Source organism: Micromonospora sp. NPDC049801, from assembly GCF_040656575.1.
Classification (GTDB): Bacteria; Actinomycetota; Actinomycetes; order Mycobacteriales; family Micromonosporaceae; genus Micromonospora.
In genome coordinates, this window is sequence record NZ_JBFAMS010000004.1 from 261,727 (window position 1) to 274,627 (window position 12,901).

10 protein-coding genes are annotated in these 12,901 nt (G+C 74.0%); 6 read left to right on the plus strand and 4 right to left on the minus strand.

What is annotated here, in order from left to right:
- Positions 1-31: 31 nt before the first annotated feature.
- Genes AB0I89_RS09445 through AB0I89_RS09460 form a run of 4 tightly spaced genes read left to right on the plus strand, consistent with a single transcriptional unit; the run spans position 32 to position 7,644 of the window.
- Positions 32-3,217 carry an ABC transporter permease gene (locus tag AB0I89_RS09445; RefSeq protein ID WP_357122837.1) on the plus strand — a complete coding sequence of 1,062 codons (3,186 nt, stop codon included), beginning with the start codon at positions 32-34 and terminating at the stop codon, positions 3,215-3,217.
- Positions 3,214-5,910 (plus strand): FtsX-like permease family protein, encoded by a 2,697-nt coding sequence (locus AB0I89_RS09450; protein WP_357122840.1) that lies wholly within the window; start codon positions 3,214-3,216, stop codon positions 5,908-5,910. The genes AB0I89_RS09445 and AB0I89_RS09450 overlap by 4 nt, the downstream gene beginning before the upstream one ends.
- Position 5,911: 1 nt before the next feature.
- The gene (locus AB0I89_RS09455; protein ID WP_357122843.1) at positions 5,912-6,907 is read left to right on the plus strand and encodes an ABC transporter ATP-binding protein; all 996 of its coding nucleotides are present in this window, start codon (positions 5,912-5,914) and stop codon (positions 6,905-6,907) included.
- 11 nt (positions 6,908-6,918) lie between these two features.
- Positions 6,919-7,644, plus strand: a complete 726-nt coding sequence (locus AB0I89_RS09460) for an ABC transporter ATP-binding protein (protein ID WP_357123378.1) — start codon at positions 6,919-6,921, stop codon at positions 7,642-7,644.
- A gap of 608 nt (positions 7,645-8,252) precedes the next feature.
- On the opposite strand, the gene AB0I89_RS09465 is transcribed toward AB0I89_RS09460, so the two are convergent.
- From AB0I89_RS09465 to AB0I89_RS09475, 3 genes are read right to left on the minus strand one after another with little or no spacing between them, the layout of a single operon-like run.
- Entirely contained in the window at positions 8,253-8,705 is a 453-nt protein-coding gene (locus tag AB0I89_RS09465) for a GNAT family N-acetyltransferase (RefSeq protein WP_357122847.1), read from the minus strand.
- A gap of 21 nt (positions 8,706-8,726) precedes the next feature.
- Positions 8,727-10,298 (minus strand): alpha/beta hydrolase, encoded by a 1,572-nt coding sequence (locus AB0I89_RS09470; protein ID WP_357123381.1) that lies wholly within the window; start codon positions 10,296-10,298, stop codon positions 8,727-8,729.
- 58 nt (positions 10,299-10,356) lie between these two features.
- Entirely contained in the window at positions 10,357-11,472 is a 1,116-nt protein-coding gene (locus AB0I89_RS09475) for an ATP-dependent DNA ligase (RefSeq protein ID WP_357122850.1), read from the minus strand.
- Positions 11,473-11,607: 135 nt separating this feature from the next.
- Here AB0I89_RS09475 and AB0I89_RS09480 point away from each other — a divergent pair, with 135 nt between their 5' ends.
- Positions 11,608-11,820, plus strand: a complete 213-nt coding sequence (locus AB0I89_RS09480) for a hypothetical protein (protein WP_357122853.1) — start codon at positions 11,608-11,610, stop codon at positions 11,818-11,820.
- Positions 11,821-11,954: 134 nt separating this feature from the next.
- Positions 11,955-12,377, plus strand: coding sequence for an SRPBCC family protein (locus AB0I89_RS09485; RefSeq protein WP_357122856.1), 423 nt, complete (start codon positions 11,955-11,957; stop codon positions 12,375-12,377).
- Here AB0I89_RS09485 and AB0I89_RS09490 read toward each other — a convergent pair.
- Positions 12,352-12,846: a GNAT family N-acetyltransferase gene (locus AB0I89_RS09490; RefSeq protein WP_357122859.1), complete on the minus strand. Its 495-nt coding sequence runs from the start codon at positions 12,844-12,846 to the stop codon at positions 12,352-12,354. The genes AB0I89_RS09485 and AB0I89_RS09490 overlap by 26 nt on opposite strands.
- Between the last annotated feature and the right edge of the window lie 55 nt (positions 12,847-12,901).

Consider the following 12,901-nt stretch of genomic DNA (forward strand, 5'->3'; position numbering starts at 1 on the left):
GTCGGCCCACCAGGGCCAGGGGAGGCGTCGGATGAAGCTGGTGTGGAGGCGGGCCCGCGAGGCGCGGGGACTGCTGTTTGCCGCGGTGCTCGCCGCCTTGGTCGCCGTAGCGTTGGTCACCGGCCTGTCGGACTACAACCGACGCGCGGTGGACGCCGGACAACGCGCGTTGGTCGCGGCGTCGCCGGTCGAGGAACGCGGCCTGTTGGTCAGTGGGTCCGGCGGTCGCGACGCCGCCGAGTTCGCCAAGCGTGACGGGGCGGCGCGGGCACAGTTCGCCGACGGGCTCGCCGGAGTGCCGGTCGCCGTCTCCGCCGCGCGGTACGGCACCGGCCGGGAACTGACCGGCGATCTCGGCTCGGTGCCGCGCAAGGGCACCGATCCCATCTTCGCGAACCTGGCCACTCTCGAGGGCCTGACCGCGCACGCCGAGCTGACCAACGGGGCCTGGCCCCGCGCCGGAGCGAAGCCGGCCCAGGTGAGCCTGCCGGAGCGGGTCGCCACGACACTCGGCCTGACCGTCGGCGCGCGGATTCCGCTGCGGGACCGCGCCACCGAGAAGGCCAGCGCGGTGGTGCTCGCCGGCACCTGGCGGCCCCGCGACCCGACCGAGGCGTACTGGCTGCTGGCTCCCGGTGTGGGTACGGGCAGCGTCGGGTCCGGTACCTCGTACGGGCCGTTCGCGCTGGACCCGGCCGACTTCACCACCCTCTTTCCGGGCTCGGTGACGGCGTCCTGGCTGGCCGAACCGGACCTCGGCGGTGTCGACGCCGCCGACCTGCCCGCCGTACGGGCCGCCGTCAGCGCGGCCGCGGTCACGGTGCCCGAGGCCGCCGAACTGGGCAGCTCGGGGCAGGTCACCACGAAGATCGACCAACTGCTGGACCGGATCGCCCGAGCCGACCTGGTGGGCCGCTCCGCGTTGGCTACCCCGCTGCTGCTCATCCTGGTGCTCGGCGGCTACGCGCTGGTGCTGGTCGCCGCGCTCCTGCACGAGGACCGTCGTCCGCAGACCGCGCTGCTGCGCGCCCGTGGCGCCGCCCGCCGCCAACTGGCCGGCCTGGCCGCCCGCGAGGCGACCCTGGTCGTGGCCCCGGCCGCCCTGCTCGGGCCGGTGATCGCCGGAGAGGCGCTGCGGTTCGTCCGGCCCGGCGGCGCGGCGGAACTCTCCACCGCCGGCGGTAACACCACCCTGATCTGGGCCGCGGCCGCCGCGACGGCCGCCGGCTGCCTGGTCGCCATGGTCGCGCCGACGCTGCGGGGCTCCGGCACGTACGTGGCCGACATGGCCGCCCGATCCCGCCCGAACCGGTCGGCGAGCATCCAGCGCGCGAGCGTCGACCTGGTGCTCGTGGCACTCGCCGTGCTCGCCTGGGTGCAGCTCCGCCGGTACGCCTCGCCGCTCGCCGGCTCGAACGGCCGGCTCGGACTGGACCCGCTGCTGGTCGCCGCCCCGACCCTGGGCGTGCTGGCCGGGGCGGTGCTGGCACTGCGGGTGCTCCCGCCGCTCACCCGGTTCGCCGAACGGTTCGTCGACCGGCGACCGTGGACCGCCACCATGCTGGGCATGTGGCAGGCCGGCCGGCGTCCCCACGCCGGGCCGGTGCTGCTGCTCGCCCTCGCCGTCGGCGGCAGCACGCTCGCCTGGTCCCTGGTCAGCACCGGGGAACGGTCCCAGGTCGAGCAGGCCGGCCACACGGTCGGCGCGGACCTACGGGTGACCGAGCGCGGCGGCGCCGCCCCGGTGACCCGGGCCGGTGAACTCGCCGCGCTGCCGGGCGTGCGCCGGGCGCTGCCGGTGTGGCGCGACGAGATGCGCGTCGGTCGCGGCGACCTGCCCGTCACCGTGATCGGCTTCGACGCGGCCGGCGCGGGGGGCGTCGTCCGGCTCGCCGACCGGCTGAGCGCCGATCCGGCGTCGACGCAGTACCAGCGGATGATCGCGGCCCGGGGCGCTCCCGGCGGCCCCGAACTGCCCGCCGGCACCCGAGCGATCACCGGTACGGCTCGCACGCCCGTCAACGGGCTCTCCCGCCCGCTGAAGGTCACCGTGTCGCTGCTGGTCACCAGCAGCGACGGGTCGGCCTACCGGCTGCCGGCCGTCGACGCCACCAGCGACGGACGGGAGACGCCGTTCACCGTGCGGCTACCCGACGTGGGAGACGCGCGACTGCGACTGGCCGGATTCGAGGCCGACGGCGGAGCGGACGCCGGAAACTCGTACCGGCTCCAGGTGGACGGGTTGACGTTGGTCGGCGCGGACGGCGCCAAGCGGCCCGCCGAGCTGACCGGGGCCTGGAACACCACCGCCGGCGGTAACCCGCCCATCCCGGCCCGGTCCAGCGCGCGGGGCGTCGTCGCCGACTATCCGGTGGACTCGATTCCCGATGGACAGTACGCGTTCCATCCGCCCACCCGTTTCGCCATCGTGCCCGCCGGGCAGATCGCGCCCGTTCCGGTCCTCATGACGCCCGCTGTGCGCGACGCGATGAGCCTGCACACCGGCGACACCTTCACCCTGGCCCTTGCCGGCGCGTCCGTGCCGGCCCGGCTGATCGGTGAGCTGAGCTCCGTGCCGACCACCTCGGGGGAGGGCGTACTGCTCGACCTGCCCGCAGCGGTCGAGGCGCTGGTCCGCGGTGGTGGAACCGTCCGGAACACACCCGAGTGGTGGATCGGCGCCGACGACCCGGCGGCCGCCACCCGCGCCGCCGGTGAACTGGCCGGCGTCACCGTCCTCGACCGGCGCGCCGAGATCGCGGCCGCCGCCGACGACCCGTACTGGCGGGGCTCACGCACCGGGATGCTCGCCGCCGCGCTCGGCGCGGTACTGCTCGCCCTGGTGGGCCTCATGGTCGACGTGTGGGCCACCGCACGGCGTCGGCTGAGCGAGTTCGCCGTGCTGACCACCCTCGGCGCGACGCCCCGGCTGCTGGCCCGGGCGCTGCTGGCCGAGCAGACCTTCCTGGCCGGTATCGGCGTCGGCGTCGGGCTGCTGCTCGGCGCCGTGGTCGGGGCCACCATGGCTCCGCTGGTCATCCTCACTCCGGCCGCCGGCCGGCCGGTGCCCCCGGCGGCGTTCGCGCTGCCCTGGGTGCCCATCGGCCTGACCGCGGTCGGCCTGCTGCTGGCGGCGCTCGCCTTCAGCGCGTTCATCGCCACCGGCATCCGACAGCGGGTGGCGGCGGTGCAGCTGCGAATCGGGGGAGAACGATGAGCGTCGGCGCGGCCGCCCGCCGGGTCCGGGCGTACGGCGGGCAGTTCCTGCTTCTGGCGGTGCTGACCCTGGTGGTCACGCTGCTGGTCAGCGGGGTGCCCCGACTGGTCAACCGGCTCGCCGAAGAGGGCCTGCGGGCGCAGCTCAACAGCGAGTCGGCTGACCGCCGGGATCTCAACTACGCCACCGGGGAGGTCGACACCGCTGCGGCACCGGTCATGCCCGGAGCCCGCAAGCAGTTCGACAGCCTGGTCGAGGAGATGCCACCGCAGCTACGGTCCGCCGTCACCGAGCGCTGGTTCAGCGTGGACACCACGCCGAACCTGGTGGTCGGTCCCGACCTGAAGGCCCGCAACCTGCTGGTCCACCTCGGTCTGCGCGCCATGCCCGGCATCCAGCAGGAGAGCACCCTCGTCGAGGGCGCCTGGCCGAACGAGACCTACGTCGCCGGCCGACCCATCGAGCTGGCTCTCGACGCGGACGTGGCGCGCAAGCTCAACCTGCGCGTCGGTAGCCGACTCGACCTGGGTCAGCCCGACGACGGCGGCAAACCGACACCCATGGTGGTGGCCGGGCTGTTCCGACCGGTCGACCGCGCGAGTGGCGCCTGGGGCGGTCTGCCGCAGGTGCTCCAGGTCGTCGAACCGGAGGGCGACGGCCAGCCCTTCATCGGCGTCGGCGTGGTCGCCCCGGTGGTCCTCGACAAGGGGGCCGCGGCCGGCTGGCCGGTGCGTACGCAGTGGCGTTACCGGCTCGGCGTGGATCGGATCAGCGCGCGCCAGCTCGACCAGATGATCGAGGGCCTGCAACAGTTGCAGCGACACGTTCCGCCCGGTCTCACGTTGACGCAGGCGGTCGACATCCCGCTGCGCGCGTTCGCCGCCCAGGTGAACTCCGCCCGGACCCTGCTCGCGGTGGTCGGTGCGGGCGTCCTGGCCACCCTGGCCGGGCTGATCCTGCTCGCGGCGACCCTGTCCACCCGCCGACGCCGCTCGGAGTTCGCCCTCATCCGGGCCCGTGGCGGCGCGGCCACCGCCGGCGCGCGCCGCAGCCTCGCCGAGTCACTGCTGGTGGTGCCGGTCGCCGCGGCGGTCGGCTGGTGGTTGGGCACCCTCTTCCCCGGTACGCCCGACCCGACCGCGCCGTACGCCGCCGTGGTGACCCTGCTGGTCACCCTGGCCCTGCCGTTGGCGACGCTGACGGTGCAGGGCGTCGGCGCGGCCCGCCGGGACCTGGTCCGGATGCGTCCGTCGACTCGCCGGCTGACCGTCGAGGTCTTCCTGCTGGTGCTGGCCGGGCTCGCCGCCGTGCTGCTGCGCCGGCGCGGGCTCACCCTCGGCGAGGTCGACCCGCTGCTCGTGTCGGTGCCGGTGCTGCTCGCGGTCGCCGCGGCGGTGCTCGCGCTGCGTGCGTACCCGTGGCCGTTGTTGCTGGTCAGTCGGCTCGCCGCGCGTACCCGCGGCAGCGTGACCTTCCTCGGCACCGCACGGGCCGGCCGGTCGGCGGTCGCCGCGCCGCTGGTCGTCGTGGTCCTGGCGATCGGCACGGCGGCCTTCTGCGCGGTCGTCGCCGGCGGCGTCGACGCGAGCCGGGGCCGGGCCGCCGAACAGGTCGTTCCCGCCGACGCGCTGATCCGGGGGGAACGCTTCGCCCCGGACACGGTCGACGCGCTGAAGGGTCTGCCCGGCGTCCAGGCCGCCACACCGGTGCTCATCGAGCCGGACCAGCGGCTGGCGGCCGACGAGGTCGGCACCGACGCGCGGATCGGCCAGACCACCGTGCTGCTCGTCGACGGTCCCGGTCTGGCCACGGTGACCGGTGAGTCCGGGGTGGACGTCCGGGTGCCGGAGCCGTTGCGCACCGCCCACGCCGAAGCGGGGGCGCTGCCCGCGATCGTGTCACCGGCCGTCGCCGCCGACCTGGCGCGGACGGGTCTGCGGGACTCGGCGTTCGTCTCGGTGCAGGGCCAGCGGTACGAGTTCCGGGTGGCCGGCGCGCAGGACGGTTTCCCCCTGCTGCCGGCGAGCACCAGCCGGTTCGTGATCCTGCCCTGGCAGGCGCTGCCGCAGCGGGCCACCCAACCGGCGCCGACCAGCCTGCTCGTCGCCGGCGACCGGCTCGACGCGGAGGCGCTGCGGCAGGCCGGTGACGAGGGTCAGTTGCGCTTCCAGCAGCAGGGGGCGGTCACCGGTCGGGCACGGCCACTGGGAGTCACCGTCGACACCCGGGCGGGCGTACGACACCAGCTCGCGGACGGTGGCGCGAACGGCGTCCTGGCCTTCGGGTTCGTGGGCGGCGCCGCCGGCGGGACGGTCCTCGGCCTGCTGGCCATCGCGTTCACCGTGCTGGCCGGGGCGCGGGCCCGGGGGCAGGTGCTGTCCCGGCTGCGCACCCTCGGGCTGTCCCGCCGGCAGTGGCGGGGGCTGCTGCTGGTCGAGCTGACCCCGCTGGTCGGGGTGTCGGTGCTGACCGGAGCGCTGGTCGGCGCGGTGCTCCCCCTGGTGCTCAATCCGGTGCTCGGCCTGTCCGCGTTCACCGGCGGAGTGCCGGTCCGGGTGGCGTTCGAACCCGGGCTGGTCGTCGCGGTGGTCGCGCTCGGCGCGATCGCCCTTGGCTTCGCGGTCGCCGTCGAGGCCCTGAACAACCGCCGGTTGCGCCTCGGCGAGGTGCTCCGGCTCGGAGAGGAGAGCTGAGATGACCGTTACCGCCCAGAGTGCCCTGGTGCCCGATTTGGCTTCCCTGCAGCAGCGGGCCGCGCAACGCGCCGCCGAGCGGGCCGGCGGGCAGGACCGCCTGCGTGGCCACATCGTCTGCGACGGTCTGGTGCGCATCTTCAAGACCGAGGGGGTGGAGGTGGTCGCCCTACAGGGGCTCGACCTGGTCATCGACCGGGGTGAGCTGGTGGCGATCGTCGGCGCGTCCGGCTCGGGCAAGTCGACCCTGCTCAACATCCTCTCCGGCCTCGACACGCCGACCGCCGGCATCGCCCGGGTGGCCGACTACGACCTGCTCTCGCTCTCCGCGAAGCGTCGGTTGAGCTACCGACGGCAGTTGGTCGGGTTCGTCTGGCAGCAGACCGGCCGCAACCTGCTGCCGTACCTCACCGCGCAGGAGAACGTCGAACTGCCGATGCAGTTGGCGGGCAAGCGTTCGGCGCGGGCCCGCCGGGAACGGGCCCGGGAACTGCTCGACCTGGTCGGCGTGGGCTACGGCGCGCAGCGGCGGCCCGGTCAGCTCAGCGGCGGCGAGCAGCAGCGGGTGGCGGTGGCGGTGGCCGTGGCCAACGACCCCGAGGTGCTCTTCGCCGACGAGCCGACCGGTGAGCTGGACGAGGCCACCGGCGCGGAGGTCTTCGGGGCGCTGCGCACGATCAACGCCGAGCTGGGCGTGACCATCGTGGTCGTCACCCACGACCACGCCGTCGCCACCCAGGTCCGCCGGACCGTCGCGATCCGCGACGGTCGAACCGCTTCCGAGGTACGCCGGACCGCGCGCGTCGACGCGGACGGCAACACCGAACTGGTCAGCGAGGAGTACGCGGTGCTGGACCGCAACGGCCGGATGCAACTGCCGGCCGCGTTCGTCGACGCGCTGTCGCTGAAGGAGCGGGTCCGGCTCGATCTGGAGCCCGACCATGTGCAGGTACGGCCCGGTGACCGGGTCTTTCAGGAGCGGGAGGCACGGGCGTGAACTATCAGGACATGGCGGTCGCGGGAGCGGCCTCGACTGCTGGCGGGCCGGGTGTGCCGCCCGCCGAGGTGGTCCGGGTCAGCGGGGTGAGCCGCACCTTCGGCCGTGGTGAGCACGCCGTGCACGCGGTGCGGGACGTCTCGTTCACCGCCAACCGCGGCGAGCTGATCGCCATCCGCGGTCGCTCGGGTGCCGGCAAGACCACGTTGCTGAACCTCATCGGCGGGCTGGACCGGCCGGACAGCGGCCAGGTGGTGGTGGCCGGGCACGAGGTGACCTCGGCCGGGGAGGCCGAGTTGTTGCGGCTGCGCCGGGGCACGGTCGGGTTCGTCTTCCAGACCTTCGGGCTGGTGCCGATCCTCTCCGCCGCCGAGAACGTCGGCGTGCCGTTGCGGCTGGCGCAGGTGCCGGCCGCCGAGCGCGAAGAGCGCGTCGCGGTGCTGCTCGAACTGGTGGGCCTGGGTGGGCACGCCGCCCAGCGCCCGTACGAGCTCTCCGGCGGCCAGCAGCAGCGGGTCGCCCTCGCCCGTGCGCTCGCCAACGAACCGGACCTGCTCATCGCCGACGAGCCCACCGGTCAGCTCGACTCGGAGACGGGACGGTCCGTCATGGACCTGCTTCGCGCGGTGGTGCACGCGCGAGGCATGACAGCCCTGGTCGCCACGCACGACCCGGCCCTGATCGACCTCGCCGACCGGGTCCTCGTCCTGCGCGACGGCCGGCTAGTCGACGGCTGACCAACGCCCGCCGCCCGCAACGGCCTGCTGAGCGGCGGTCTGAGCCGGCCGCCGGCCGCCGGCCGCCGGTGGCTGGCAGCCGGTGGCCGGTGCCTGGTCGCCGGTGCGCTGGGCCGTCGACTCGGTCAGGGCGGACCACTAGGTCTGTCCGCTCCCTGTCGAGCTGCCCCAGAAATGGGGCGCGCGGTTGGCGTGCGGCGGGTGCCTGTGCCAGCCGGTGTGCGTCAGCGGGTGTTGTATCGGCGGTTGATGTGGTTGGCGTCGGTGGTTGTTGTGCCAGGCCGTTGGCGTCAGCGGGTGCCGGGTCGGCCGTTGATGTGGCTGGCGTTGGTGGGTGCTGTGTCGGCGGTTGATGTGGTTGGCGTTGGTCGGTGCTGTGCCAGGCCGTTGGCGTCAGCGGGTGTTGTGCCAGGCGGTTGATGTGGTTGGCCTAGGTGGGTGCCGGGCCAGGCCGTCGGCGTGGATCGCTGCGCCCCGCATCTGGGGCAGCTCGACAGGTGTCCAGTGGCAACCTGGGGCCCGAGCCGTCGACCACCTGTCAGGGGCCCCCGCCCTGCCGGCGCTACCGGCGGGCCGGCGTAGGCGGGCGGCCCGGCGTCTCGGGCGGGTCAGAGCGGAAGCTTCATGCCTTCGTGGCTGGCTCTGAAGCCGAGGCCCAGATAGAAGCGGTGCGCGTCGGTACGGGACTTGTCGGTGGTGAGCTGGACCAGGGCGCAGCCCCGCCGCCGGGCCTGGTCGATGACCCAGGCCATCATCTGCCGGCCGAGCCCTTGCCCGCGCCGGTCGGAGCGCACCCGGACCGACTCGATGAGGGAGCGCTCGGCACCGTGCCGGCCCAGCCCCGGGATGTAGGTGATCTGTAGGCATCCGACCAGGTCGCCGTCCTGCTCGGCGACGATCAGGAAGTTGCGCGGGTCGGCGCTGATGTCGGCGAACGCCCGTTCGTACGCCTCGTCGACCTGGGTGAAGTCACGAGCCTTGCCCAGGACGTCGTCGGCGAGCAGGGCGATGACGGCGGGCAGGTCCGCGCGGACAGCCTCCCGGAAGATCATGTCGCTCATACCGGTCAGCCTGGCACAACGTCACTTGGCCGGGCAGCGCAGGCCCTCGCGGGGAACGGTCAGGTCGAGCAGGTACGCGTCGACGGCCTGGGTGATGCAGGAGGTCTGCGGGTACGCGGTGTGCCCCTCGCCCTCCCACGTGAGCACCCGGCCCACGCCCAGCATCGAGGCGAGCCGGCCGGTCTGCTCGTACGGCGTCGCGGGGTCGCCGGTCGTGCCGACCACCACGATCGGTGGCGCGCCGTTGGCCCGCCCGGTCGGGTACGGGTCCCGGCCGCCCGGCCACTCGACGCAGCTCAGCATGCCGACGGCGAGCGCCGGACCGAACAGCGGGTACTTCGCGCGCCACTGCGACTGCAACTGGCGGATCTGCTCCCGGCTCGGCTTCTCGGTCTCGTCTGCGCAGTTGATGGCGAGGTTGGCGTCGAACAGGTTCGAGTAGTGCCCGTCGCTTTCCCGCCCGGCGTACGAGTCGGCGAGCCGGAACACGTCCTTCGGGTCGCCCTCGGCCAGCCGGTCGATGGCCCGTGCCAGCTCCTGCCAGCCGGACTCCGTGTAGAGGGACGAGATGACCGCGTAGAAGACCCAGCCCGCGGTGGCCTCCCGCCCGTCGTCGCCCCGGACGGGGGAGACCTTGGCTTTGTCGATGGCCGAGGTCACGGCGGCGCGGGCGTCGGGAGCGATCGGGCAGCGCGGGGCGTTGGCGGCGCACCATCGGGTGAAGTTGTCGAACGCCCGCTCGAACCCGCGGGCCTGGCTCTCCGAGCCGGCCACCAACCGCTGCTGCGGGTCGACGGCGCCGTCGAGCACCAACGCGCGTACCCGCTGCGGGTAGAGCTGGGCGTAGATGGCGCCGAGCAGCGTGCCGTAGGAGTAGCCCAGGTAGGTCAGCTTGTCGTCACCGACGGCGGCGCGGACGGCATCCATGTCCCGGGCGGCCTGCTCACTGCCGTACAGGGGCAACTGGTCGCCGTAACGGTCCCCGCAACCACGCCCGATCCGCTGGCTCAACCCGGCGAAGCCGTCGAACGACGCCTGGCTCTGCGGGTCGGGGTCGTAGCCGAAGCTCGTGTCCAGGTCGGCGTCGGAGATGCACTTGACCGGACTGGAGCGGGAAACGCCGCGCGGGTCGAAGCCGACGATGTCGAAGCGCTCGGTGACCGAGGTGGGCAGCCCACCGAACTGGGTGCCGAACGAGAGGTAGACGGCGGTGTCCACACCGGAGCCGCCCGGTCCGCCGGGGTTGACCACCAGTGAGCCGATGCGGTCGCGCTGCCGGGTGGACCGGGCCCGCAGCAGAGCGATCTCGAAGGTCTGCCCGGCGCCGGGTCCGGCGGTGGCCCCGCTGCCGGTGCCCCAGTCCCGGGGAACGGCGATCCGCGCGCACTCGTAGCGCATGTCCGGTGCGCCCCGCCCCACCAGATCGTCGGCCACCTCCGGGCACGGCCGCCAGGTGGCCGACGAGCCGGCCGGGGCCGCCTCACCCTGCACCTCGGTGCGCGGCGCGAACGCCGGTAGCGTGCAGCCGGCGGTGAGCAGGGCCGCCACGGCGAAGGCGACGAAACGGTGACGGACCCGGCGACCGGGTGCCATCCGAGGGTGGTCGGCGGTGCGGCTCACGTGATCCTCCGGAGTCGGGTCGACGGCCAGGCTACGCCGGACCGGTGGCGGCCCGATCCAGGGTGACCGCCGGATCGCCGCGCAGCACCTGGTCCACGTCGAAGCGGATCGGACGGTCGAGCTGGTCGTAGCGGCAGGAGCGGGGACCGCGGTCGGGTCGCCACCGGACGAACTGGGCGGTGTGCCGGAAGCGGTCGCCCTCCATCGCGTCGTAGCCCACCTCGACGACCAGTTCCGGGCGCAGCGGCTCCCACTCCAGGTTCTTGGTGCCGGTCCACCGGCTCACCCCGCCCGGGATGCGCTGACCGCGTTCGTGGTCGCCGTGCACCCACGGGTGCTCGCTGCCGGTGTCCCGGTAGGGGGCCAACTCGTCGAGCAACTCGGCCCGGCGGGCCATGCTGAACGACGCGCTCACCCCGACGTGGTGCAGGACGCCCTCGTCGTCGTAGAGGCCGAGCAGCAGCGAGCCGACCACCGGGCCGGACTTGTGCCAGCGGAAGCCGGCCACCACCGCGTCGGCGGTGCGGGCGTGCTTGACCTTGAACATCAACCGCTTGCCCGGCTCGTACGTCAGGTCGGCCGGCTTGACGATCAGGCCGTCCAGCCCCGCGCCCTCGAAGACGTCGAACCAGCGGCGGGCGGTCTCCGGGTCGGTGGTGACCTGGGTGACGTGCACCGGCGGGCGCACCTCGGCCAGGGCCTGGACCAGCCGCTCCCGGCGGCGCGGGTACGGCTGGTCGAGCAACGCCTCGTCACCGACGGCCAGCAGGTCGAAGGCGACGAAGTCGGCGGGCGTGGTCTCGGCCAGCAGCTTGACCCGCGACGCCGCCGGGTGGATGCGCTGGGCCAGCAGCTCGAAGTCCAGCCTCGGCTGACCGGACGGCCCGTCCCGCCGGATCACGATCAGCTCACCGTCGACCGCGCACCGCTCGGGCAGCTGCCGGCGGGCCTGCTCGACCACCTCGGGGAAGTAGCGGGTCATCGACTTGCCGCCCCGGCTGGCCAGCTCGACCTCGTCGCCGTCGCGGAACACGATGCACCGGAACCCGTCCCACTTGGGCTCGTACGTCACACCGGGCGTGGTGGGTAGCTTGGCGACGCTCTTGGCCAGCATCGGCTCGACCGGAGGGTTGATCGGCAGGTCCACGGCGACCAGTCAATCAGACGGCACCGACAGCCGTGAGGCAGATCACCGCTGGTGCGGCGGTGGCGTGTCCGCCCGCGCGCCCCTCGTCCCCCGCGGGCGAATCAGATAACCGCAGGTCAGAGCTAGTTTCGCGGGATGGCCGAGTGGGTCTGTGACTGCTGCGGGCGGTGGCGGGTCAGCGTCGAGCTGGTCCGGGGCCGCTACCGCTACCGGCTGACCCGTCGATATCCACAGCGGTTCGGTGGCGGCCGGGACGTGCTCGGCGAGGTCGCCACGGTGTCCGAGCTGGAAGAGCTGCTGCGGCGTCGTACCCCGTTGAGCCTGGCCGACCTGCGCGAAGCCGCCTGATCCCGCGCGGCCGGCGGACCCACGGCCCGATCGATGATCGGACCGCCCGGTGGATGCCGCGGTGACGGTCCGCCGGGCAGCGTCGTCGGCAGCAGGTGGCGGAGCCGGACGGCGCCACCGGGGGAGGGGACGCGATGCGGTTCGCAGCGAACACCGAGATCGGCGCCGACGCCGAGCGGGTCTGGGCGGTGCTGGTGGACGTGGAACGGTGGCCGGAGTGGACCGCCTCGGTGACCCGGGCCGAGCGGGGTGAGCCGGGGCCCCTCGCGGTCGGCGCGACCGCCCGCCTGACCCAGCCGAAACTGCGCCCGGCGGTGTGGCGGGTCGTCGAGCTGACCGAGGGGCGGGAATTCACCTGGGTCTCCGACGTCCCGGGTGTGCACACCCGTGGCGAGCACCGGTTGGTGCCGTTGCCCGACGGACGTACCCGGGTCGACGTGGCCATCGACCAGAGCGGACCGCTGGCCGGTCTGATCGGCCGGCTGTACGGCGGCCTGCTGCGCCGCTACGTCGGGCTGGAGGCCGACGGGCTCAGGCGTCGCTGTGAGCGGAGCTGACGGCCGGTTTCTCCAGCACGGCCAGCGGGGTGCCGTTCGGGTCCGGACGGTGCGCCACGACCCGGTAGCCGTACCGCTGGTAGAGCGCGAGGGTGCGGGCGCTGTCCGCGCCGGTGAAGAGGGTGAACCGGGCCGCGCGGCCGGCGCAGGCCTCCTCGATCGCGACCAGCAGTCGCGCCCCGAGACCCCGCCCCTGCTGGTCGGGGGCGACCGAGAGGCGTCCGACCTGTGCGGTGTCGCCGGCCAGGTGGGCGCGCACCGAGCCGACCAGCCGGTGCCCCGAGCGGGCGACGAGCACGATATCCGGGCCGGCCAGCACGGCCGCGACCTCGTCCAGGGTCTCGGTCAACGGCGGCAGGAAGGGCTCGCCGTAGTGTTGCGCCTCGCTCAGGTACGCGGCGCGCTGGACGGTCAGGATCTCGCCGGCGTCCGCGACAACCGCCGCAACGATGCTCACCTCGACGCTCATCGGGGCAGCACAACACAGCCGGCGTTGCCGAACCCGGGCGGCCCGGCCGCTGCCC